General features: G+C 73.8%; 19 protein-coding genes. 12 read left to right on the top strand and 7 right to left on the bottom strand.

Going from position 1 to position 22,082, the window contains the following annotated elements:
• The first annotated feature begins 18 nt into the window (after positions 1–18).
• From LQ327_RS17295 to LQ327_RS17280, 4 genes are all read left to right on the top strand, one after another.
• Positions 19–1,686: an AMP-binding protein gene (locus LQ327_RS17295; protein ID WP_230735861.1), complete on the top strand. Its 1,668-nt coding sequence runs from the start codon at positions 19–21 to the stop codon at positions 1,684–1,686.
• Positions 1,683–2,450 (top strand): enoyl-CoA hydratase/isomerase family protein, encoded by a 768-nt coding sequence (locus tag LQ327_RS17290; protein WP_230735859.1) that lies wholly within the window; start codon positions 1,683–1,685, stop codon positions 2,448–2,450. Before LQ327_RS17295 ends, LQ327_RS17290 begins: the two co-directional genes overlap by 4 nt.
• 154 nt (positions 2,451–2,604) lie before the next feature.
• Positions 2,605–3,483, top strand: a complete 879-nt coding sequence (locus tag LQ327_RS17285) for a DMT family transporter (protein WP_230735856.1) — start codon at positions 2,605–2,607, stop codon at positions 3,481–3,483.
• A 179-nt stretch (positions 3,484–3,662) separates the two neighbouring features.
• Positions 3,663–4,121 carry a DUF5666 domain-containing protein gene (locus LQ327_RS17280; RefSeq protein ID WP_230735854.1) on the top strand — a complete coding sequence of 153 codons (459 nt, stop codon included), beginning with the start codon at positions 3,663–3,665 and terminating at the stop codon, positions 4,119–4,121.
• Between the two features lie 53 nt (positions 4,122–4,174).
• On the opposite strand, the gene LQ327_RS17275 is transcribed toward LQ327_RS17280, so the two are convergent.
• Positions 4,175–5,323: a magnesium transporter CorA family protein gene (locus LQ327_RS17275; protein WP_230735852.1), complete on the bottom strand. Its 1,149-nt coding sequence runs from the start codon at positions 5,321–5,323 to the stop codon at positions 4,175–4,177.
• A gap of 277 nt (positions 5,324–5,600) precedes the next feature.
• Between LQ327_RS17275 and LQ327_RS17270 the strand changes: the two genes are divergently transcribed.
• Both LQ327_RS17270 and LQ327_RS17265 read left to right on the top strand, forming a co-directional pair.
• Entirely contained in the window at positions 5,601–7,025 is a 1,425-nt protein-coding gene (locus tag LQ327_RS17270; RefSeq protein WP_372460696.1) for an FtsW/RodA/SpoVE family cell cycle protein, read from the top strand.
• 218 nt (positions 7,026–7,243) lie between these two features.
• A complete protein-coding gene (locus tag LQ327_RS17265) occupies positions 7,244–11,395 on the top strand; it encodes a Pls/PosA family non-ribosomal peptide synthetase (protein WP_230735848.1) in 4,152 nt (1,383 codons plus the stop codon).
• 230 nt (positions 11,396–11,625) lie between these two features.
• On the opposite strand, the gene LQ327_RS17260 is transcribed toward LQ327_RS17265, so the two are convergent.
• Positions 11,626–11,991 carry a DsrE family protein gene (locus LQ327_RS17260; protein ID WP_230735846.1) on the bottom strand — a complete coding sequence of 122 codons (366 nt, stop codon included), beginning with the start codon at positions 11,989–11,991 and terminating at the stop codon, positions 11,626–11,628.
• A gap of 186 nt (positions 11,992–12,177) precedes the next feature.
• Between LQ327_RS17260 and LQ327_RS17255 the strand changes: the two genes are divergently transcribed.
• A complete protein-coding gene (locus LQ327_RS17255) occupies positions 12,178–13,584 on the top strand; it encodes an NAD(P)/FAD-dependent oxidoreductase (RefSeq protein ID WP_230735844.1) in 1,407 nt (468 codons plus the stop codon).
• Positions 13,585–13,600: 16 nt separating this feature from the next.
• On the opposite strand, the gene LQ327_RS17250 is transcribed toward LQ327_RS17255, so the two are convergent.
• From LQ327_RS17250 to LQ327_RS17235, 4 genes are all read right to left on the bottom strand, one after another.
• Positions 13,601–14,404: an aldo/keto reductase gene (locus LQ327_RS17250; RefSeq protein ID WP_269070390.1), complete on the bottom strand. Its 804-nt coding sequence runs from the start codon at positions 14,402–14,404 to the stop codon at positions 13,601–13,603.
• 137 nt (positions 14,405–14,541) lie between these two features.
• Complete coding sequence (locus tag LQ327_RS17245) at positions 14,542–15,102, bottom strand: TetR/AcrR family transcriptional regulator (RefSeq protein ID WP_230735839.1); 561 nt, start codon at positions 15,100–15,102, stop codon at positions 14,542–14,544.
• Entirely contained in the window at positions 15,103–16,707 is a 1,605-nt protein-coding gene (locus tag LQ327_RS17240; protein WP_230735837.1) for an FAD-dependent monooxygenase, read from the bottom strand.
• Between the two features lie 133 nt (positions 16,708–16,840).
• Positions 16,841–17,653: an AraC family transcriptional regulator gene (locus LQ327_RS17235; RefSeq protein WP_230735835.1), complete on the bottom strand. Its 813-nt coding sequence runs from the start codon at positions 17,651–17,653 to the stop codon at positions 16,841–16,843.
• Between the two features lie 366 nt (positions 17,654–18,019).
• Here LQ327_RS17235 and LQ327_RS17230 point away from each other — a divergent pair, with 366 nt between their 5' ends.
• The gene (locus LQ327_RS17230; protein ID WP_230735832.1) at positions 18,020–18,520 is read left to right on the top strand and encodes a hypothetical protein; all 501 of its coding nucleotides are present in this window, start codon (positions 18,020–18,022) and stop codon (positions 18,518–18,520) included.
• Between the two features lie 8 nt (positions 18,521–18,528).
• On the opposite strand, the gene LQ327_RS17225 is transcribed toward LQ327_RS17230, so the two are convergent.
• Positions 18,529–19,152 (bottom strand): ribonuclease H family protein, encoded by a 624-nt coding sequence (locus LQ327_RS17225; protein ID WP_230736273.1) that lies wholly within the window; start codon positions 19,150–19,152, stop codon positions 18,529–18,531.
• Between the two features lie 189 nt (positions 19,153–19,341).
• On the opposite strand from LQ327_RS17225, the gene LQ327_RS17220 reads away from it, so the two are divergent.
• The 4 genes from LQ327_RS17220 (at position 19,342) to LQ327_RS17205 (ending at position 22,036) form a co-directional block, all read left to right on the top strand.
• Complete coding sequence (locus tag LQ327_RS17220) at positions 19,342–19,707, top strand: DsrE family protein (protein ID WP_230735830.1); 366 nt, start codon at positions 19,342–19,344, stop codon at positions 19,705–19,707.
• A gap of 1 nt (position 19,708) precedes the next feature.
• Positions 19,709–20,470 carry a hypothetical protein gene (locus tag LQ327_RS17215; protein WP_230735828.1) on the top strand — a complete coding sequence of 254 codons (762 nt, stop codon included), beginning with the start codon at positions 19,709–19,711 and terminating at the stop codon, positions 20,468–20,470.
• 29 nt (positions 20,471–20,499) lie between these two features.
• Positions 20,500–21,099, top strand: coding sequence for a TetR/AcrR family transcriptional regulator (locus tag LQ327_RS17210; RefSeq protein ID WP_230735826.1), 600 nt, complete (start codon positions 20,500–20,502; stop codon positions 21,097–21,099).
• A gap of 61 nt (positions 21,100–21,160) precedes the next feature.
• Positions 21,161–22,036, top strand: a complete 876-nt coding sequence (locus tag LQ327_RS17205; RefSeq protein WP_230735824.1) for a sterol desaturase family protein — start codon at positions 21,161–21,163, stop codon at positions 22,034–22,036.
• The last annotated feature ends 46 nt before the right edge of the window (positions 22,037–22,082 follow it).

The following is a 22,082-nucleotide window of genomic DNA, read 5'->3' as shown; positions in this document are numbered from 1 at the left end:
CGGGTCCGGGAGGCACCGATGACGCTGGCGACCGACTTCACCGACGGGTACCGGGCGGACATGGCCCGACGATCCTGGCCGGGGCGGACCCTGCTCGATCATCTCGACGAGGCCGTCGCGCACCGTCCGGACACCCTCGCCGTCGTCGGGTACACCCATGCCGACGACGGCCGCCGGGCCCTGACCTACGCCGAGCTGGCCGCGCGGGTCGACCGCGTCGCCGCCGGCCTGCTCGACCTGGGGGTGCAGGCCGGCCAGGTGGTCTCGATGCAGCTCCCGAACTGGTGGCAGCTGCCCGTGCTGAGCCTGGCCTGCCTGCGCGTCGGCGCGGTCACCAACGCGCTCATGCCGATCTTCCGCACCCGGGAGCTCGAGTTCATGCTCGGCCTCGCGGAGTCGACCGTGCTCGTGGTGCCCGAGGAGTTCGCGGGCTTCGACCACGCCGCGATGGCGCGCGACCTGACGGGGCGCCTTCCCGCGCTGACCACCGTGATCACGGTGCGCCCCGGCGGCGGCGGTCAGTTCGACGCCGTGCTCGCCGGGCGCAGCCCGACCGTCGACGACCGCGCGGAGTTCGCCCGGCGCCGGCCCGACCCGGACGCCGTCGTCCAGCTCGCCTACACCTCCGGGACCACCGGCGAGCCCAAGGGCGTGATGGTCACGTCGAACACCGCGCTGTGCAACGTCCGCGACTTCGCGGCCCGGCTGGGCCTGACCCCCGACGACGTCCAGCTCATGGCCTCGCCGCTGGCCCACCAGACCGGCTACATGTACGGCTTCCAGATGCCGATCCTGCGTGGGGCGACCTCGGTGCTGCAGGACGTGTGGCGCCCGGGACGCGCCGCCGAGATCATCCGCGCCGAGAGTGTCGCCTTCACGATGGCCTCGACGCCGTTCCTGGCCGACCTGACCCGCGAGGCCGAGGCGGCGCCGGAGGCGTTCGCGAGCTTCCGGGTCTTCCTCTGCGCGGGGGCTCCGGTCCCGCGCGATCTCGTCCGGCGGGCCACCGTTGCGATGGACGCCCGCATCGGCTCCGGCTGGGGGATGAGCGAGATGGGCGCGGTCACCGCGACCGGCCCGGAGGACGCCGACGAGCGGGTGTTCGAGACCGACGGGTCGCCGCTGCCCGACGTCGAGCTGCGGGTGATCGGGCTCGACGGCGACGTCCTGGGCCCCGACGTCGAGGGGTCGCTGCAGGTCCGGGCCAACAGCCTGTTCGGCGGCTACCTCAAGCGTCCCAACCTGCGCGGGTGCGACGCCGAGGGCTGGTTCGACACCGGCGACCTCGCCCGCATCGACGCGGACGGCTTCCTGCGCATCACCGGGCGCAGCAAGGACATCATCATCCGCGGCGGGGAGAACATCCCGGTCGTGGAGATCGAGAACCTGCTCTACGCCCATCCCGACGTGGCCGAGGTGGCGATCGTGGCGATGCCCGACGAGCGGCTGGGGGAGCGGGCGTGCGCCTTCGTCGTACCGCGTGAGGGGGCCGTCCCCACGCTCGACGGCCTCGGGCAGTTCCTCGCCCGGCGAGGAGCGGCGACCCAGTACCGCCCGGAGCGCCTCGAGCTCGTCGACGCCCTCCCCCGCACCCTCACCGGCAAGATCCAGAAGTTCCGGCTCCGTGAGCGGCTGGCCGCCCCGGTCGTCGGGGCGGGCGCGACGGCTCCGCGGGAGGACGCATGAGCGACGACGTGGTGACCTGGACGCGCCACGAGCGGGTCCTCGTCGTCCGGCTGGCCTCGCCGCCGGTCAACGCCCTCTCGGCGGCGGTGGCCGCCGGGCTGGACGCCGCCGTCGACGCCTTCGAGATCTCGGACGCCCGGGTGCTGGTGATCGTCTCCGACCTCCCCGGGTTCTTCGTGGCCGGCGCCGACATCAAGGCGATGGCGGGGTTCGACGAGGACGACATGGCGCGCTACCTCGTCTCCCTGCGCCGGCCGATCGAGCGGATCGCGGCAGCCGGACGCCCCTCGATCGCGGTGATCGAGGGACAGGCGCTCGGCGGCGGCCTGGAGCTGGCGATGGCCGCGACCCTGCGGGTGGCGGGCAGGGGCGCGCGGCTCGGGCTGCCCGAGACCCGGCTGGGCCTGATCCCCGGAGCGGGCGGGACGCAGCGGCTCCCCCGGCTCGTCGGGCGCGGCCGGGCGCTGGACCTCCTGCTCACCCCGCGCACCGTGGGTGCGGCCGAGGCCCACGCGATCGGGCTCGTCGACCGCATCGTCGCTGCCGGCGGCGAGGAGGAGGCGGGGCTCGCGTGGGCCGCGGAGCTCGCGTCGCTGCCGACGTCGGCCCTCACCGCGGTGCTGCGGTCCGTCGACGACGCGCACGACCTTCCCCTGACGAAGGGCCTCGCCCGGGAGGCCGACCGCGTGGCCGACCTGTTCGCGGGCGAGGACGCCCGGGAGGGAGTGGCGGCGTTCCTCGAGCGGCGCGACCCGGATTTCTGACGGGAGCCACACATCGAGCCCGGGAATGGTTGGCCGCGACTTTCCCGAGGCTTTTCCGCGGCCGTCCTCGTATTGCCCGATCCCGCCGCGGGGCGGCCTCCGGCGGTCGCCGAGGACTACATTCCAGGGCCGTGACGAGCACTCCGGGAACCGCGTGACGGCGCTGGACGCCTGCGCCGCCGGACTCGCGCTGCTGGCCGCGCTGCTGTTCGCGGTGGCGTCCGTGGTGCAGCGGGGCGCGGCCGCGGCGGTGCCCGACGAGGCGGCCCGGGGCAGCCACCTGGTCGGCCGGTTGGTCCGTTCCCGGCGCTGGTGGGCCGGGGCGGGCGCCGACACCGGCGCGTTCGGGCTCCAGGCGGGGGCACTGGGGATCGGTTCGGTGCTGCTGGTCCAGCCGCTGCTGGTGACGACCCTGTTGTTCGCGCTGCCGCTCGAGGCCCGCTACTCGGGGCGGACGGTCACCACGGCGCAGCGGCAGTGGTCGGTCGCCCTGGTCGGGGCGCTGGCGCTGTTCGTGTGCGTCGGACAACCGACGGCGGGGGTCGACCGGGCGCCGTTCGCGCAGTGGGTGCCGGCCGGATCGGTGCTGGTGCTGGTCGCGGCGGCCTGCGTGCTGGGCGCGGGGCGCCGGCGCGGAGCCCGGCGCGCCGCGTTGCTCGCCGTGGCCGTGGGTCTGGCCTACGGGCTCGTCGGGGCCCTGACGAAGTCGGTGGTCGCGCTGCTGGCCACCGGACTCGTGCCGCTGCTGCGGGGCTGGGAGACCTGGGTCCTGCTGGCCGCGATCGGGATCGGGACGCTGCTGCAGCAGATCGCGTTCGGGGCCGGTCCGCTGTCGGCCTCGTTGCCCGCGGTGACGGTCGGCGAACCGCTGGGGGCCTCGTTGCTGGGCGTGGTGGTGCTCGGCGAGCACATCCGTGCCTCGGGGCCCACGGTCGTCCTGATCGTCCTCCTGGTGGCGGTGATGGCCGTCGCCACCGCGGCCCTCGCCCGCGGGTCGGTCCGCGCTCCGGCCGTCGACTCCACGGTCGGCTGACCGTTGTCCGGATTCGTCCCGCGCATTCCCCGTCGTCGGGAAGTAATTCCGTCGCGCTGAAGGCTCTCTGAAGCGGCTCGGGCCTTTCCCGGCTTTCTCAGTCCGTTGTCAGGCGACGCCGTGATCGTCGTTCCCGTCGCGGCGATCAGCGTCGCGCCGAGCACGGGAAAGGGACTCTCATGAGGATCTGGATGAAGGCGGCGGCGACCACGGCGACTGCGCTGGCGCTGGGCGGGATCGGCGCCGGGATCGCGAACGCCGAACCGTCGGGCGCCCCGGCGGCCGGCGCCCACCCCCACCATCCCGGCGAGCACGTCGAGTTCTCGAAGAACACGAAGAAGCACGGGACGGTCACCGTCGACCTCCAGCGCGGCGTCGTCACCGCCGTGAACGGTTCGGCCGTGACCGTGAAGAGCAAGGACGGCTACTCGCAGACCTACACGCTGACCCCGACCACGCACGTGCGGAAGGACAAGCAGAAGAGCCAGGACAGCGCGGTGGTGGTCGGCGACCGGATCGGTATCGCCGCCTGGGCCGACGGCGGCCCGCTCGACGCCCGGTGGGTGCGCGACCACGGCGCGGCCCCGGCCCAGCCCGCCCCGTCCGCACCGATCACCCCGGCGCCCTCCGGGAGCTGACGGCCCCGGCGGGGCCCGGTCACGCCGACCGGGCCCCGCCGTCGTCACCGAACTCAGACCCAGTTCTTGCGCTTGAACCCGAGGTAGAGCCCGCCGGCGATCACGACCATGAGCACGATGCTCGTCACGAAGCCCCACGACTCCTGGAAGCCGGGGTACGGGACGTTCTGACCGTAGAACCCGGTGACCGCGGTGGGCACGGCGATGATCGCCGCCCAGCAGGTCAGCTTCCGCATGATCTCGTTGAGCCGGTTGCCCTGGATCGTCAGGCGGGTCTCGAGGATGGTGGTGACCAGGTCGCGCAGCGACTCGGTCCACTCGGTCGCCCGCAGCACGTGGTCGTAGACGTCCTGGTAGTAGGGCGTCAGGGTGTCGTCGAGGACGTGCAGGTCGCGGCGCATGAGCGAGTTGACGACCTCGCGCATCGGCAGGACCACCCGACGCAGCAGCACCAGCGACTTCCGCAGTTCGAAGCTGCGTCGTTGCAGGCTCTGGCCCGGGTCGACCTCGCTGAACAGCTCGTCCTGCAGTTCCTCGATCTCGTCGTCGAGAGACTGCACGGCCGTGAAGTGGCCGTCGACGATCTGGTCGAGCAGGCCGTGCAGCAGGAACCCGACGCCGTGCGCGGCGAGATCGGGGCTGGCGTCCCACCGGGCGACGAGGCTGCCGGGGTCGAAGCCGTCGTCCTTGCGCACCGTGATCAACGCCCGCGGGGTGACGAACGCGGCGATCTCGCTCGCGGCCAGCTGCCCGGTCGTGGCGTCGAGGGCGACCGCGTAGGCGGACAGGAACAGGTGGTCGTCGTACCGGTCGAGCTTGGGGCGCTGGTGCTCGTTGACCGCGTCCTCGACGGCCAGCGGGTGCAGCCCGAACTCCTCGGTGATCACGCGGAGGTCGGTGGGGTCCGCGTCGTGCAGGTCCAGCCAGACGAAGGTCTCCGGGTGGTCGTCGAGCTGGTCGGACAGCTCGGCCACCGGGAACCCCTCGGCGATCACCCGGCCGCCGCGGTAGGCCCGGGTCCGGGCCGGGCAGTGGGGCGGCGTCTGCCCCGAGATCGTCTGGTCGGCGGCCAGCGCGGGATCGCGTCCGGCGAACGTGGCGCCGTCGGCCGGGCGCGCCCGCAGCCCGCCACCCGCGGCATTCTCGGTGTCCGGTCCGGGGCGGTCCTGCTCCGGCGAGCGGATCGTCGCGTCCGAGCTCATCGTCGTTCCTCCCTGGTCGCGAGCGGCGCACGGGGCGGGCCGGCTCGGTACGGGTGACGGGTGGCACGAACGGGCCGTCCGGAACCGTCCGACACGGCGAGCGGACCGTCGTCGTCGACGGCCGGTGGTCGATCTCTGGCGTTGCTCATCGGCACCCCATCGCCTGGTCATCACCGGCTTCGACGCAGGTCAGAAGGCTGCGGCGCCTCCATGACGCTCAAATGTTCGTGCGAGTATCTGGTCCGTCGGACCGTCCCGTCGCCCCCGGAGGTGTCCCCTGACCCGCGTCCCCGACGGACCACCCGGACCGGCCACCGGCCGCCGGACCGAGCTGCTGCTGCTCGTCGCCGCGGCGACGATCACGACCGCGTCGCTGGTGTCGGTGGAGATCGACCAGCAGCACGCGCTGAGCTTCGCCCTGGGCTACCTGGGCCTGGCCTACCTCGCGCTGTTCGCGGGCGCGCACCTCGCCGTGCGCCGCTGGGCCCCCTACGCCGACCCGCTGATCCTGCCGTGCGTGGCGCTCCTGACCGGTCTCGGCCTGGTGATGATCCACCGGCTCGATCTCGCCGCGGCCGCCTCCGCCGTCGGGCAGGGGCTGCCCGCCCCGTCGTCGAACGCGATCCGGCAGCTGGCCTGGGCGGGCGGGTCGGTGGTCCTGCTCGCGGTGGTGATGTGGCGGCTGCCCGACCACCGGGTGCTCTCGCGCTACAGCTACCTGCTGGGCCTGGTCGGGCTGGTGCTGCTGGTGCTGCCCGGGGTGCTGCCGGCGAGCATCTCCCAGGTCAACGGGGCCAAGCTCTGGATCCGGGTCGGACCGGTCTCGCTGCAGCCCGGCGAGTTCGCCAAGCTCGCGATCATCGTGTTCGCGGCATCGCTGCTCGTCGAGAAGCGCGAGCTGTTCACGACGGCGGGTCGGCGCCTCGGCCGGATGGAGTTCCCCCGGCCCCGCGACCTCGCGCCGCTGGTGATCGCGTGGCTCGCCGCCGTCGGGGTGCTCGCCCTGGAGAAGGAGCTGGGGGCGTCCCTGCTGTTCTTCGGCGTCGTGCTCGCGATGATCTACATCGCGACCGAGCGGGTGTCGTGGGTGCTGATCGGCCTGGCCTTCTTCGCCGCGACCAGCGTGCTCGCCTACCACCTGTTCGCCCACGTCCAGGTCCGCGTGCAGGTCTGGGAGAGCCCGTTCGCGGACTTCGCCGGCAACGGGTACCAGCTCTCCCAGGGCCTGTTCGGGCTCGCCTACGGCGGCATGCTCGGAACCGGGCTCGGCGCCGGCCGCCCCGACCTGGTCCCGCTGGCGAACACCGACTTCATCATCGCCGGGATGGGGGAGGAGCTCGGGCTGACCGGGCTCGCCGCGATCCTGTGCGTCTACCTGCTGCTGATCGGCCGAGGCCTCCACGCGGCGAACGCGGCCCGCGACGGCTTCTCGACGCTGCTCGCCGCCGGGCTGTCGTTCTCGCTGGCCCTGCAGGTGTTCATCGTCGTCGGCGGGGTCACCGACCTCATCCCGGAGACCGGTCTGACGGCCCCGTTCCTGTCCTACGGCGGCTCCTCGCTGCTCGCGAACTACGTGCTCGTCGCGATCCTGCTGCGCATCTCCCACCACGTCCGGCGGCCCGAGGAGGCCCGTCCCGCCGCTCCGGTCACGCCGCTCGCGGAGGCGGCGACCATGGTCAGCTCCCGGGCTCCGGCCGAGTGACGCCGTCCGGAGGGCACGCCTCGGGCTCACCCCGGTTTCACACGGATGAGCAGACCGCGGCCTTCGCCGACCCTCGGCGCGCCGCACCGACCATTCGACGCGGCCCCGGCCCCGACCCCCTCAGGCACCGGGCCGCGGGTCCGGCGCCCTCACTAGCTTCGCCGCGCTCCGCGTCGCACCCCACCTCGAGCCGCGACACCACCCCAGGAGGACACGGCGTGCACCCAGTAGGAGTCGGCCCGGCCCCCACCGGCGCCCTCCCGGCCCGTACCGGTGCTCCGCCGTCCCCGCCGCGCGGTCTCCCGGCGCCGGGTGCGCCGCCGTCCCCGCCGCACGGATTCGCGGCGCCGGGTGCGCCGCCGTCCCCGCCCGGCGGTGTCCCGGCCGTCCGCCCGGACGCGGACTCGCCGACCGTCCGGCGGCCCCGGCGTCCGGCGGTCCCGCCGCCCGGGGCCGTCCACCTCGGCGGGAGCTCCGCACCCCCGCGGACCCTGCTCGACGTGCTCGCCACGACGGCCGCCGCGTACCCCGACCGTCCCGCGATCGACGACGGCACACGGACCCTGGACTACGCCGCGCTGCGCAGTGAGGCGAACCGGGTCGCGGTCCTGCTCGCCGCCCACGGCGTGGGACGCGGCGACCGCGTCGGGATCCGCGTCGCCTCCGGCACGGCCGACCTCTACGTCGCCGTCCTCGGGGTGCTCGCCGTCGGGGCCGCCTACGTCCCGGTCGACGCCGAGGACCCCGCGGACCGGGCGGACCTGGTGTTCGCCCGCGCCGAGGTGCGGGGCGTGCTGACCGACGCGGAGACCTACGAGACCCGCCGCGGCGGTCCCCCCGCTCTCCCGCCCGGGCGGCCGCTGCCCTCGGACGACGCCTGGATCATCTTCACCTCGGGCACCACCGGGACCCCGAAGGGCGTCGCGGTCTCCCACCGCAGCGCCGCGGCCTTCGTCGACGCCGAGGCCCGGCTGTTCCTGCGGCACCGGCCGCTCGGCCCGGGCGACCGGGTGATGGCGTCGCTGTCGGTCGGGTTCGACGCGTCGTGCGAGGAGATGTGGCTCGCCTGGCGCCACGGTGCCTGCCTGGTGCCCGCGCCGCGGTCGCTGGTCCGCTCCGGCGCGGAGATCGGCGACTGGCTCGCCGCCCGGGACATCACCGTGGTGTCGACGGTGCCGACCCTGGCCGGGCTGTGGAGCGCCGAGCAGTGCCGCGGCCTGCGCCTGCTCATCCTCGGCGGTGAGGCGTGCCCCGATCAGCTGGCGCACCGGCTGGCCGCGGTGTGCGACGAGGTCTGGAACACCTACGGGCCCACCGAGACCACCGTGGTCGCCTGCGCCTCCCGGCTGCGTCCCGGGGAGCCGGTGCGGATCGGGCTGCCGCTCGCGGGCTGGCAACTCGCTGTCGTCGACCCCGAGCGCGGCCACCCGGTGCGTCCCGGCGAGGTCGGTGAGCTGGTCATCGCCGGGGTCGGGACCGCCCGCTACCTCGACCCCGAGAAGGACGCCGCGGCCTTCCGCCCGCTGCCCGCCCTGGGCTGGGGCCGCGCGTACCGCAGCGGTGACCTGGTGCGCGCGGACCGGGAGGGACTGACCTACGTCGGGCGCGCCGACTCCCAGGTGAAGATCCGCGGCTTCCGCGTGGAGCTCGGCGAGATCGAGGCCGTGCTGGGCGCCGTGCCCGGCGTGGCCCAGGCCGTCGTCGCCACCCACACCCCGTCGTCGGGGGTCACCGAACTCGTCGGCTACTACCGGGTGCAGCACGGCGTGGCCGTCGACGAGGAGTCGCTCGCCGCCCGGCTGCGCAGCGCCCTGCCCGCGCACATGGTGCCCGCGTACTTCCAGCGGCTCGCCGAGATCCCGATGATGAGCAGCGGCAAGGTCGACCGCGCGGCGCTCCCGGCGCCCGCCGCCCGTCGCGGCGGCGCTCCCGGCACCGTCGTCGCCCCCGCCACCCGCACCGAGGAGTCGCTCGCCGCGGCGTTCGCCGGGGTGCTCGACCTCGAGCGGGTCTCGGTCGAGTCCCACCTCGTCGACGACCTCGGTGCGAACTCGCTCACCCTCGCCCGGGTCGCGGCGGCGCTGCGCCGCGACACCGACCTCCCGCCCGTCCCGATCCGGCTCATGTACGCCCACCCGACGGTGCGCTCGCTCGCGGCGGCGCTCGCGCAGGCCACGCCCGGTGCGGCGGTGGGCCTGCCCGAGCACCCGCCCGAGCCGCGCGTCGGGACCTGGATGCACCGCGCGTGCGGGGTGCTGCAGCTGCTGGTCCTGGCGGCCCTCGCGCTCGGCGGCGTGCTGATCGCGAACGTCGACGTGGACTGGGTCGGCCCCAGCCAGGGCTTCGGCGAGCTCTACCTGCGCGTCCTCGCCGCCCTGGCCGCGTCCGGTGCCGTGGTGTGCCTGCTGCCGATCGCCGCGAAGTGGCTGCTCGTCGGACGGTGCCGACCCGACACGATCCGGCTCTGGAGCCTGGCGTACGTCCGGTTCTGGACGGTCGCCACCCTGATCCGTTCCTGCCCGCTGGCCCTGTTCGCGGGGTCACCGATCTACGTGCTCTACCTGCGGGCCCTGGGCGCGCGCATCGGGCGGGGCGCGGTGATCCTCTCGACGACGGTGCCGGTGTGCCCCGACCTGATCGAGATCGGCGACGGGGCCGTGGTGCGCCGGAGCGTGGCGTTCACCGGCTACCAGGCCCGCGCGGGCGCCCTGCGCACCGGCCGGGTGCGCATCGGCGCGGACGCCGTGGTCGGGGAGGGCTCCCTCCTCGAGATCGACACCGTGGTCGGCGACGGGGCGCGGCTCGCGCACGCGTCGTCGGTGCACACCGGGCAGCGGGTCCCGGACGGGCGCCACTGGCACGGCTCCCCGGCCCGGCCGGCCGACCACGCGCCGCCGACGCTGCCGAGTGCGCACTGCCCCCGTCGACGGCGGGTGGTCGCCGCGGTCTCCGAGGTCGGGGCGCTCCTGCTCGTGGTCCCGTTCCTGGTGGCCTGCGCGATCACCGCGGGCGACGCGCTGCCCGCCGTCGGCGACGCCGTCCTGCCCGGCATCTCCGGGCTCGGCGACCCGGCGTTCTACCTGGGCGCGCTCGGCGTCTCCCTCGTGCTCTACCTCGGCGCCGTCGCGCTGGGGCTCGCCGCGGTGTGCACGCTGCCCCGGGTCCTGGCGCGGGTGCTGGTCCCCGGCCGGGTCCACCCGCTGTACGGGGTGGCGCACGCCTGCCAGCGGGCGGTCTCCCGCGTGACCAACGTGCCCTTCTTCGTGCGGCTGCTCGGCGACAGCTCCTACGTCGTGGGCTACCTGCGTGCCCTCGGCTACGCCATGACGGACGCGGGCCAGACCGGCTCGAACGTCGGCGCCGAGCTGCGCCACGAGAACCCGTACTCGATCACCGTCGGCGCCGGGACGATGCTCTCCGACGGCGTCGACCTGGTGAACACCGAGCAGTCCGCGACCGCGTTCCGCACCGAGCACCTCGCGATCGGGAGCCGCTGCTTCCTCGGCAACGTGATCTCGGTGCCCCCGGGCGCGCGTCTCGACGACGACGTGTTCATCGGCAGCAAGACCTCGATCCCCGCGGACGGCCGGGTCCGCTCCGGGATCGGCCTGCTCGGCTCCCCGGCCTTCGAGATCCCGCGACGCCGGGCCGACGAGGCCGACTTCGCGCTGAGCCGCACCGGGCTGCGACGGCGCCTGGCCCAGAAGAACGCCCACAACCTCCGCACCATCGTGCTGTTCCTGCTCGCCCAGTGGGTCCGGGTCGCGCTCCTGACGATCCTCGCGCTGGTCGCGGTGAACCTCGACGACACCGTCGGCATCTCGGTCGTGGCGTGCGCGGTGCTCGTCGCGGGCCCGCTCAACCTCGCCTACGGGGTGCTGCTCGAACGGCTCAGCACCCGGTTCCGGGCGCTGCGCCCGCAGTACTGCTCGATCTACGACCCGTACTTCTGGCGCCACGAGCGCTTCTGGAAGTTCAGCATGCAGCCCAGCGTGCTCAACGGGACCCCGTTCAAGAGCACGGTGTGGCGGCTGCTCGGGGTGCGGGTCGGGCGGCGCCTGTTCGACGACGGCGCGAGCATCAGCGAGAAGTCACTCGTCGCGCTCGGCGACGACGTCACGCTCAACGACGGCGTCGTGCTGCAGCCGCACTCGATGGAGGACGGCGTCTTCAAGGCCGCGCCGATCGTCGTCGGGTCCGGGGCCGAGCTCGAGCCACTGGCGTTCGTGCACTACGACACCGTCCTCGGGACCGGGTCGCGGCTGGGCGGGAACGCCTTCCTCACCAAGGGGCAGCAGGTCCCGCCGGGGGCCCGGTGGATGGGCAACCCGGCCGAGGAGGTCGCGGGCTCGCGGCACCCGGTCTCGTAGACGTCGTCCGGGCGGCCCTCGGCGCCCAGATCCGCCTCATTCTGGTGATCATGGTCGGGTCGGCCTCTGACGAGAGACCGTGCGACGCCCCCGGCCCTCGCGATCACCGGCGCACCCAGACGCAACGCCGGCGTTCAGCGCCTTGATCGTCTTCCGTGCGGCGGAACGCGTCAAATCTGATGCGTTCCGCCGCACCATTCGCGATCTCGAACGCGGCGCGGGCTCGCGGCTCAGTAGCTGAAGACGGTCCCGGCTTCGCCGTCGAGCCATTCGAACAACGGAACGGTGCCGGCGACCTGCGAGTTCTCGACGAGGTCCACGGTGTCGAGTTTCCGGGCCTCGAAGCAGATCGGGCACACCTGGAACAGGCCGCCCGCCTTCGCGAAGCGCTCGGCGAGGCCCGGGATCGGCGGACAACCATCGCAGGCGATGCCGGTGGCCCCGTCCTTGAGGGCGAGACGTACGGCCTCCTTGGTCAGGAACATCCGCACCGGCTGACCACGCTCGGCGGCGCCGAGGGCGACGAGGAAGGCGACGGTGACGCGCTCGGCGTCCTCCAACCCGGTCGCCAGGTTCACGATGACCTTGTTGCTCATGCGGACTCCCCGAGTGCCTGGATGACGTCTGAGGGCAGCATGCCGCAGTATCACAATGAGTGATAAGAAGGCGACCCGAACAGCCTAAGATCTCGATTACAGGTCTTGCAGACGGCGATTTCCCGTTGATGTTGTCACCATGAGTAGCATTCGGCGTCTCTTGATATCGGCCATCGGAGGTGGCTCGTGAAGATCGTCGTCATCGGCGGCAGCGCCGCCGGCCTCTCGGTGGCGTTGTTGCTCGCCCGGGACGGTCACGAGGTCGTCGTTCTCGAGCGCGACGATCTCCGCGCCGCGCCCGACGTCGAGACCTCGGCCGCGACGGCGTTCCGGGCCTCGGCGCCGCAGATCGTGCAGCCGCACGTCCTCATGGCCACCTGCCGTCACCTGCTGCGGGAGAGGCTCCCCGACGTGTATGCGGGCCTGCTCGCTGCCGGGGCGGTCGAGGCGGAGCCCGGGGGCCCGGCGGCGGTCCCGGACGACGACCTCACGCTCGTGCTGACCAGACGGGCCACCGTCGACTGGGTGCTCCGCCGGACCGCCGCCGTCGAGCCGGGCGTGACGATCCGGCACCGTGCCCAGGTCACCGGCCTCGTCGCCGATCCCGGAGACCTGCCCCGCGTGCGTGGCGTACGGACCGCGGGCGGTGGCGTAACCGCGGATCTCGTGATCGACGCCGGCGGGCGACGGTCGGCGCTCGACCGCCGGCTGGGCGAGATCGGTGCGCGACCCAGCGCGATGACCTTCGCCGAGTGCGGAGCCGCCTACTACAGCCGGCAGTACCGACGCCGCGACGTCGACGGCCCATCGCTGGTCCGCGTCGTCGCGGCGCTCGACGAGTTCACGATCGGCATCTGGGGTGGTGACAACGGCGCGGTGCAGATCGCGCTCGCGCCCCTCGCCGCCGACCGGCGCTTCACGGCGGCCCGCGATCCCGAGGTGTTCACCGCGGCGGTGGGCAGCGTCCCGTTCTACCGTGAATGGCTCGATCGGATCGAGCCCATCACCGACGTCACCGTGATGGGCGGGTTGCACAACACCCTGCGCCGGCTGGTCGTCGACGGAGCCCCCGTCGTGCACGGCCTGCACGCCGTCGGCGACGCGGTCTGCACCACCAATCCCACCTTCGCCCGCGGTCTGGGCATCGCGATGCGCACGGTGGTCGGCCTCGTCGCGGCGGTCGCCTCCGACCCCGGGGACCCGCGTGCGCAGGCCCTGCAGATGGACGAGTCGATCACCCGCACCGTCGTCCCGTGGTACGAGGACCAGGCCGCTTCCGACGCCGCCCGGCTCGCTGGACTCCGACACACGGTGCTCGGCGCCCCGCTCCCCGCGGCGGCCCGGGCGGAAGATCGGATCTCGTTCGGCGAGCTCCGGTCGGCGAGCCAGCTCGACGCGGTGGCGTTCCGCGCCCTGTGGCTGGTACTCGGCATGGTGTCGCGGCCGGACGACGTCTACCGGGATCCCGACCTGGTCGCGCGGGTCCGGCGGGTGCTCGCCGGCGGAACCCCGCCACCGATGGCGCAGCCCACCCATGAGGAGCTCGAGGCCGCGCTCGCGACCCCAGCTCGCCGCGCACCCGTCCGGGTCTGACGGCCGTGGCCGGGGATCACCCCGGGGCGGTCACCAACCTCGGCTCGTCCGGCATCGGACCGATCCGGCCCGCGCCGTTCGCGACGTGCAGACCGGCCAGGGCGACCATGTCGTCATCGGTGAGCGCGAAGTCGAAGACCGAGCGGTTCTCGACGATGCGCGCCGGGGTGTCCGACTTCGGGATGACGACGGTGTTCTGCTGCAGGTGCCAGCGCAGGACCACCTGGGCGGGGGAGCGGCCGAGGCGGTCGGCGATGGCGACGAGCACCGGCTCGTCGAGCACCGCGCCCCGCCCGAGCGGGCTCCAGGCCTCGGTGGTGATGCCGTGGGCGGCGTGCAGGGCGCGCAACTCCCGCTGCTGGAGGTGGGGGTGCAGTTCGACCTGGTTGACCGCGGGCACGGTGCCGCCGAGGCCGAGGACCCGCCGCACGTGGCCGGCCCGGAAGTTGGAGACGCCGAGCGCCCGGGTCCGGCCCTCGTCGAGGAGCTGTTCCATCGCGTCCCAGGTGGCCACGCACTCGTCGAGCCCGTCGGAGGGCCAGTGCACGAGGTAGAGGTCGACGTGGTCGAGACCCAGGCGCTCGAGGCTCCGGGCGGCGCAGTCCAGGGCGTGCTCGCAGCCCGCGGCGCCGTTCCAGACCTTGGTGGTGACGAACAGGTCCTCACGATCCAGGCCAGACGCGGCGATCGCCGCGCCGACTCCGTCCTCGTTGCCGTAGACCGCGGCCGTGTCGATGCTGCGGTAGCCCTGCGCCAGCGCCTCGGTGACCGAGGCCTCGGCGTCGTGGGCCTCGGAGACCCCGAAGCCGAGCAGCGGCATGCGGACGCCGTTGTTCAGCGTCACGTGGGGATCGGGGCCGGACGGTCCGTGCAGCACTGTTCCTCCTCCGGTCGTCGGGGCGACCGGTCAGGGGAATACCCCGCCCAGCACCCCGGCCGTCGGGAGCGTCACGGACATCACGACGGCGCGGGGGACCCGGCGAGCCGGTCCAGGAAGGCACCGAGCAGCTGCCCGGCGAGCGGGGCGAAGTCCTCGCCCCGCGCGAGCGCCAGCACGGCGATGCCCGTCGAGGTGGCCTGCAGCAGCGCGAGAGCGGCCGGATCCGCGTCCACACCCGCCGTCGTGAGCAGATCCGCACTCAGCGGGGCGAGCTGCGCGGCGAGGGACCCGAAGGAGCGGCGCACGGCGTCGTGCTGGTCGGCGGCCTGGGTCAGGGCCAGCAGGACGCGGGTGTGCTCGGGTGAGGTGAGCACGGCCGCCAGGGCGGCGACCTGCTCGCCGGCGGCCGCGGTGCCCGCCTGGGCCTCCCGGAGCACCTCGACCCGACGACGGACCGCCTCGTCGGCGACCGCGAGGAGCAGGTCGTCGCGGGTCGGGAAGTAGTAGGTGAGGTGGCTCTGGCGCATCCCGGCCCGGGCCGCGACGCGGGGCTGGGTGAATCCGCCCAGTCCGGACTCGCCGATCACCTCGAGCGCGGCCGCCACGATCGTCCGGCGCCGGTCGGGCTTCTCCGGCACTCACACCACCGCCGGCTCGACGACGTGCAGCGTGTCGACCAGGTAGCGGCGCAGGAGGGTCGGGTCGGCGGTGTCGGCGACGAGGCCGAGGTAGCCGTCGGGCCGGATCAGTGCCAGTCCGTCGTGGTCGAGCCCGTAGTGGCGGGCGACGGTGCCGTCGGTGTCGATCACGTGCTCGCCGTCGCCGTCGCCGTCGTCGTCCTCGTCCGGAGCGCCGACCACCCGGATCACGGTGCCCAGGTCGCCGAGGGTCCGGCGCAGAGCGGCGACGGTGTCGGCGGGGCCGCGGACGAGCAGCAGGAAGCCCGGGCGGGCCTGCAGATCCTCGACGGCCACCGCGGTGCCGTCGTGACGCGTCAGGCCCTCGGGGTCGGGGGCGTGCTCCCCGGCCCGGACCACGTCGTGGGGGCGGTGGCCGTGCTGCACCGACAGCGAGCTGTGGCGGTAGTTCACCCGCAGCTCGGCGGCGGTCGTGGCTCCGGCGGCCCCGAGCCGGTGGACGTGCCCGACGACGAACAGGGCGAGGTCGCGGACCATCGCGCCCACCCCCGGCGCGGTGCCCACGTCGGTGAGCACCGTCGTCGAGCGGACGACGTCGGCCCCGACCGGGTGGCGTTCCTGGTGGTACGAGTCGAGCAGGCGCGCGTCGGCCCGGCCCCGGACGACCGCGGCGAGCTTCCACGCCAGGTTCGCGGCGTCCTGGATGCCGGTGTTCATGCCCTGCGCGCCCGCGGGGCTGTGGATGTGCGCGGCGTCGCCGGCCAGCAGCACCCGGCCGTGGCGGTACTGCGGCACCTGCGCGTGGTGGATCTCGAAGTAGGTCAGCCAGCGCGGGTTGCCCACGGTGACCCGACCGCCCATCCGCTCGTCGGCGAGGGCCTGGATCTGCTCGAGCGTCGGATCGGGTGCGTCGGGCCCGGGGTCCTCGACGAGGAACATGATCCGTGCCCGGCTCCCGGCCAGCGGGAAGAGCATGCCCAGGCCGTCCGGGCTGGTGAACATCCGCATGGTGTCCCGGTCCAGCTCGGTCTCGATGTCGACGTCGGCCATCGCGAAGTGCTGGCCGTGGAAGGAGCCGTCGAGGTGGGTGCCCACGAGATGGCGGGCGGCGCTGTGCCCACCGTCCGCGCCCACGACCCACCCGACCCGTTCGGTCCGCTCGCCGTCGGCGGTCGCGAGGGTGACGTCGACGCCGTCGTCGTGCTGGTCGAGGGCGGTCAGGGTCACGCCGCGCTCCACCTCGACCCCGAGCTCGGCGGCCCGCTCGGCGAGCACCGCCTCGGTGTCGGGCTGGGGGATGTCCAGGATGTACGGGTGCCGGCTCGGCGCCTCGTCGAGCGAGAGGCGTGCCCGGGTGCGCCCGGTGTGCCCGTCGACCATCTCGAGCGCCGGGATCCGTCGCCCCCGCGCCTCCAGCCGGGGCAGCACCCCCAGGGACGCGAGCATCTCCATGCTCCGGGCGTGGACGGCCACCGCGCGCGACTCCGTCGTCGGCTCCGCCAGTGTCTCGACCACCCGCACCGCGACGCCCGAGCGCGCCAGCTGGCATGCCGCCGTCAGCCCCACCGGTCCCGCCCCGACCACCAGCACGTCCGTGGTGCCCATGACCCTCGTCCTCCGCCGCTTTTGATTGGTTACCCAACCAAGCTGGGGGACAGGCGAGCGGGGCGTCAATCGGTACTTCGCACGGTGCCCGGCCGGCCACGCGACGTGGGGGACCCCCTCGTCGGCCGGTCGGTCAGCGCGGGTCGCGCTTCGCGGCCCCTCGGGCGCGCGTCCGCTCCGGGCCCGGGGGCCGGCGCAGCGTGGCGCTGGGGGTCCGGCCGTAGATACGGCGGTAGTAGTCGGCGAAGCGGCCGTGGTGCTCGAAGTGCCACCGGCTGGCGACGGCTGCCACGGTCTGGCTCCGGGAGTCGGCGAGCAGGAGGTCGTGGTGGGCACCCGCCAGGCGCGCGTCGCGCAGGTAGGCGCTGGGCGTGGTCCCCAATTGAGTGCGGAAGGCCTGTTGGAGGGCCCGGGCGCCGATCCCGGTGACCGCGACGATCTCCGCGGTCCCGATGTCGCGCACGGCGTTGGCGTCGATGAACGCGGTGGCCCGCGCGACGGCGTCCCCGACCTCGGTCGCGGAGCCCGCGGCGGGCCGGGTGTCCGACGGGGTCCCGGCGTCGCTGAGGGCCTCGAGGGCGGAGGTGACGGCCTCGCCCGCGGTGACCTTCTCGATGAGGGCGGCGGCGAGATCGATGATGCTCCGGCGGCCGGCGAGACCCGCGGTGAACAGGGCGCTCAACGCGTCGCCCTCGTGGTGCAGCCCCGTGGTCATGAGCATGCCCTTGGCCTGCTCGATCCGGGCCCAGGCGCCGGCCAGCTCCGCCCTCGGGTGGGCCGAGAGCTCGCGGTGCAGTGCGCGTGCCGCACGGGCCGCACCGGTCAGCCGACGGGCCTCGGCGCGCGCGAGCACCGCGGCCGCGGACGCGAGCACCGCGGCGTCCGACGACCCGCGTCGCTCGTCGGCGCCGTCGGTGGGCGGGGCGCGTCGGTGATCGGGGGGCATGGCGGTCGAGCCTACCTCCGCGGCGCTTCGCGGAGCGGCTCTTCGTGCGCATAATGGATGAACATCATTCGCCACACGGCCTTGTCATTTCCGTTGACCTGTTTCAGGGGCCGGGTGTGTACTGGCACAAGCGCCCGGTTCCGGCGAGCATGCCCGCCCGCCCTTCCGACGGTGGGGGCGCGAGACAGGGGTTGATGCCGGCGGCGCGTGGGCGTCATGACCAGGGGGTGTGACGTCACCGGTGTGGGGTCGCCGAGTGACGTCGGCATCGGCTCCTGTCGTCGCGTGTCGCGCCCGGGGCTGGGACGGGCGTCGCGCCGCGGCGCGGGTGCAGGCGACGGAGAACCGCGAGCGGCGGGGGATGCCATGAGCTCGACGAGCGCGACCGATCCGATCCGGGCCGACGACGACGATGCGGCCGCCGGTTACGGGACACCCGCGGGCGGCATCGCCCGGACACCCTGCCCGCCGGGGGATCTCGGTGCGGCCGAGTCGCTGACGGCGGCGCTCCGCGGTCACCGCGCGGTCGTGGAGGGCGACGTCGACGTGAGCGTGACCGTCTCGGTCCGCGGCGAGATCGACAGCGCCGCGCTCGCCCGCGTGCGCGACATGTTCGAGGGCCTGACCAGCACCACGAGTCCGATCGTCGTGGATCTCGACCACGCCCGCTGCGGCACCGGGCGCCTGCTCGCCGAGCTGTGCGCCCTGCGTGATCGCCGCGCCCGGGCCGGCCTGTGCACCACGCTGCAGGGCCTGCACCCCGGGGTGATCCCGGATCTCGAGGCGGTCGAGCTGACCGAGGTGTTCCTCGCCTACCGCGACGCCCACACCCGTCGTCCGGCGCCGGACCACCGGCAGGCCGGCTGAGGGGACGGTCAGCCCCGCGACACGGCCTTCGACTGCTCGACGGCGAGCTGGTCGACGAGATCGTTCATCTCGTCCCCCGAGTGACCCTTGGTCCAGCGGAAGGAGATGTCGCCGCGGTCGTTGACCTCGGTGATCAGCGGTTCCCACAGGTCGCGGCTGACCACCGGCTTCTTCGCGCTGGTCACCCAGCCGCGCGCGAGCCACCCCTTCCACCAGCCGTCACGGAAGCAGTTGACGACGTAGGTCGAGTCGCTCACGACGACGAGCGGGCCGTCCAGCGCGTGGACCGCCTCGAGCGCGGCGCGGATCTCCATGCGCTGGTTGGTGGTGTCCGGCTCCCCACCGCTGGCCTGCCGACCGTCACGGGTCGCCCAGGCCCAGCCGCCGGGGCCGGGGTTGCCCGAGCAGGCGCCGTCGGTCCACACCTCGAGGGCGCCCTCGGCGGCGGGCATGTCGGGACGCGGCGCCTTCTTCGCCTTCCCGGCGGCCTTCGTGGCGCCGGCGCCGGAAGGGGCGGGCGAGGCGTCGGCGCACGCCGCGTGGGCCCAGCGCTCACCGGAGCGCGCGATGTCCTCGCCGGGACGGACGGGGGAGGCGCAGACCCCGCAGCTGGTGGCGTACTTCGCGGTCATCGGCACCGGGCCAGGGTAGTCGGCGCCCCCTGTTGCACCGGCCGACGCGGCCCGAGGCCGCGCGTTTCGTCGGGAGAACTCCGGACGACGCCGGCGGTCGGCGTTCCTAGCGTTGTCGGTATCGACGACGACGTCCCTCCCGGTCGCTTCCCGACCCGGCGCCGCCGCCGGTGCACCGAGGAGGAAGCGATGACGAACAAGGCCGTGATCAGCCTGACGACCGGCCTGGAGGACGCGGAGAAGGCGACGGTGGCGTTCCTCGTGGCCGTCGGAGCCGCGGAGACCGGGCGCCCCACCCTGATGTTCCTCACCAAGGAGGCCGTCCGACTGGTGATCGACGGCACCGCGACGGGGGTGGCCTGTGACGGCTGCCCGCCCCTGGCCGACCTGGTGAAGCGATATCAGGCGGCGGGCGGGGAGTTCTACGTCTGCCCGATCTGCTTCACCGCCAAGGCACTCGACACCGACCGGATGATCGCCGGGGCGCAGCTGCAGGGCAGCGTGCCGATGTGGCAGTGGATCGGCGACGACGGCGCCACGACGTTCAGCTACTGAGATGGACACCTCGGCAGGGGCCGAGCCGCGGGACCGGGTGCGCGCCGCCGAGCGGGCGCCCCGGTTCCCGGACGGCCCGGGGGAGCGGTTCGCCGGATGGAGCGTGATGGGGCTGCCGTTCCGCTCGGGGCACTGTCTGGCGCTGCGCCACTTCGCGTCCTCGATCGGGCCGACGTTCCGGTCGGTGTGGCACCGCGACCCGCAGGACCGGTGGACCATGTACGCCGACACCGAGCCGCGGAACGCGTGCATCCGCTACTTCGGAGGACGGCTGGACCGGGAGGAGTCGGCGCCGATCGAGATCGTCTGGGACGGTCCGCGCTCGTTCACCGTGACCGTCCCCGGGCATCTCCGCTGGCAGGTGGATCTGGCGTCCACCGTCGCGACCCGGCTGATGACGCTGGCGGGCGGCGCGATGCCGGCCCGGCTGTGGCGCAGCGATCCGGTCCTGCGCGTGCTGGCGTCGGCCGCCGGTGCCCTGCTCGGCGCCGGGCGGCTCCGTCTGGGCGGGACCGCGCCCAACGGGCAGGGGTTCCGGGCGAGCCCCCGCCGGCTCTGGGTCGTTCCCGGGAGTCGCGCGGTCGTCGACGGCGTCGACGTCGGACCGGTGGGCCCGCTGCCGCGCCAGGACCGCCTCGGCGACTTCTGGCTGCCGCAGCGGGGGCTCCTCGCGATCGGCGGGGCGGTCTTCGAGACCTTCGACCCCGCTCGGCACTCGGTCGCCACGACGCGGCTCGCGCACGCCCGTCGTCGCACGCCCTGACCGGAGGGCTCCCCGTACGCTCGGTCGTCGTGGCGAAGGCAGGGACGAAGGGAGTCTCGCGCGCCGAGCGGGAGGAACAGATCCTCGGCGTCGCGTTCGAGGAGTTCGGCCTGCGTGGCCACGCCCAGGTCTCGGTCGCCGAGGTCGCCCGCCGCGCCGACATCTCGAAGCCGTTGATCTACAGCTACTTCGGCTCCCGGGACGGGCTCGCCTCCGCCTGCGTGCGCCGGGCGGGGGATCTGCTCGTGGCGGGCGTGGCCGCGGCGCGGGTCGACGCCGACGCCGGTCGGCGGGCGCTGGACACCTTCGCCGCGATCTTCGCCGTCCTCGACGACTGCCGGCACGCGTGGTCGGTGCTCTACGACCCGACCATCCCCCGCGGCAGCGACGTGCACGCGCTGGCGCGCTCCTACCGGGCCGACCTCGCCGCGATGGGCGCCGAGGGGGCGGCCGACGTGCTGCGCCGGGCCGGGAACGCCGACCCGCTCGACCACGACCTGCTCGCCCGAGTGTGGGCCCAGTCCGTCAGTGCCGTGGTCACCTGGTGGCTCGAGCACCCCGACCTGGCCGCCGACGCGATGGTCGCGCGGTGCGCCCGCGTCCTCGTCGCGATGGGGAACCCGATCTGACCCTTGACCCGTCGATATGACCGTGCGGTAACTTACCGACGAGTCACGATGGGAGCGCACCATGACGGCCTCGGTCTGGGACCAGATCAACACCCCGCTGCTCTACGCCCTGCCGTTCTTCGTGCTGTTCATCGCGATCGAGGTCGCGGCCGTCCGTCACGCCGCCCGTGAGGACCTGCGCGGTTACGAGGCCCGGAACGCGCGGACGAGCATCACCATGGGCGCCGGATCGCTGGTGTTCTCGACGCTGCTCAAGACGGTGTCGCTGGTCGTCTACGTGTTCCTGTGGACCTACGCGGCGCCGTGGCACGTCCCGGCGGACACCTGGTGGAGCTGGCTGCTGCTGATCGTGGGCGTCGACCTGGCCTGGTACGTCACGCACCGGTTCTCGCACCGCGTGCGCTTCGCCTGGGCCGGCCACCAGGCCCACCACTCCAGCGAGTACTTCAACCTCAGCACCGCCGTCCGGCAGAAATGGAACCCGTGGGTCGAAGGGATCTTCTGGCTGCCGTTCCCGCTGCTCGGGTTCACGCCGTGGACGATCTACATCGCGTTCTCGGTGAACCTCGTCTACCAGTTCTTCATCCACACCGAGACGATCGACCGGCTCCCGCGGCCGATCGAGCTCGTCATGAACACGCCCTCGCACCACCGCGTGCACCACGGCAGCGATCCGGAGTACCTGGACAAGAACTACGGCGGCATACTGATCATCTGGGACCGCCTGTTCGGGACGTTCACCGAGGAGCGGCAGCGGCCCCGTTACGGGCTCACCAAGCCGGTCGAGACCTACAACGTCTTCCGGCTCCAGTACGGCGAGTACGCCGCCATGGCCTCCGACGTCCGGGCGGCCTCCGGGGTGCGCGCGAAGCTCGGGCACGTCTTCGGCCCGCCGGGGTGGCGGCCGGAGCAGACCTCGCGCGTTCCGCAGGCCTGACGGGTCTCAGGCGTGCCGCCGGACGGCGGCTTCGATGATCAAGGAG

It is taken from the genome of Actinomycetospora endophytica (assembly GCF_021026375.1).
Taxonomy (GTDB): domain Bacteria; phylum Actinomycetota; class Actinomycetes; order Mycobacteriales; family Pseudonocardiaceae; genus Actinomycetospora; species Actinomycetospora endophytica.
Note: the sequence above shows the minus strand (reverse complement) of the source record. Positions and strands in the feature narration are given on the sequence as shown.

Coding starts and splice junctions, on each gene's coding strand:
- LQ327_RS17280 (WP_230735854.1), top strand. CDS start 3,663: ATGAGGATCTGGATGAAGGCGGCGGCGACCACGGCGACTGCGCTGGCG.
- LQ327_RS17225 (WP_230736273.1), bottom strand. CDS start 19,152: ATGACCGCGAAGTACGCCACCAGCTGCGGGGTCTGCGCCTCCCCCGTC.
- LQ327_RS17275 (WP_230735852.1), bottom strand. CDS start 5,323: ATGAGCTCGGACGCGACGATCCGCTCGCCGGAGCAGGACCGCCCCGGA.
- LQ327_RS17215 (WP_230735828.1), top strand. CDS start 19,709: ATGGACACCTCGGCAGGGGCCGAGCCGCGGGACCGGGTGCGCGCCGCC.
- LQ327_RS17260 (WP_230735846.1), bottom strand. CDS start 11,991: ATGAGCAACAAGGTCATCGTGAACCTGGCGACCGGGTTGGAGGACGCC.
- LQ327_RS17295 (WP_230735861.1), top strand. CDS start 19: ATGACGCTGGCGACCGACTTCACCGACGGGTACCGGGCGGACATGGCC.
- LQ327_RS17250 (WP_269070390.1), bottom strand. CDS start 14,404: ATGCCGCTGCTCGGCTTCGGGGTCTCCGAGGCCCACGACGCCGAGGCC.
- LQ327_RS17220 (WP_230735830.1), top strand. CDS start 19,342: ATGACGAACAAGGCCGTGATCAGCCTGACGACCGGCCTGGAGGACGCG.
- LQ327_RS17235 (WP_230735835.1), bottom strand. CDS start 17,653: ATGCCCCCCGATCACCGACGCGCCCCGCCCACCGACGGCGCCGACGAG.
- LQ327_RS17205 (WP_230735824.1), top strand. CDS start 21,161: ATGACGGCCTCGGTCTGGGACCAGATCAACACCCCGCTGCTCTACGCC.
- LQ327_RS17240 (WP_230735837.1), bottom strand. CDS start 16,707: ATGGGCACCACGGACGTGCTGGTGGTCGGGGCGGGACCGGTGGGGCTG.
- LQ327_RS17230 (WP_230735832.1), top strand. CDS start 18,020: ATGAGCTCGACGAGCGCGACCGATCCGATCCGGGCCGACGACGACGAT.
- LQ327_RS17290 (WP_230735859.1), top strand. CDS start 1,683: ATGAGCGACGACGTGGTGACCTGGACGCGCCACGAGCGGGTCCTCGTC.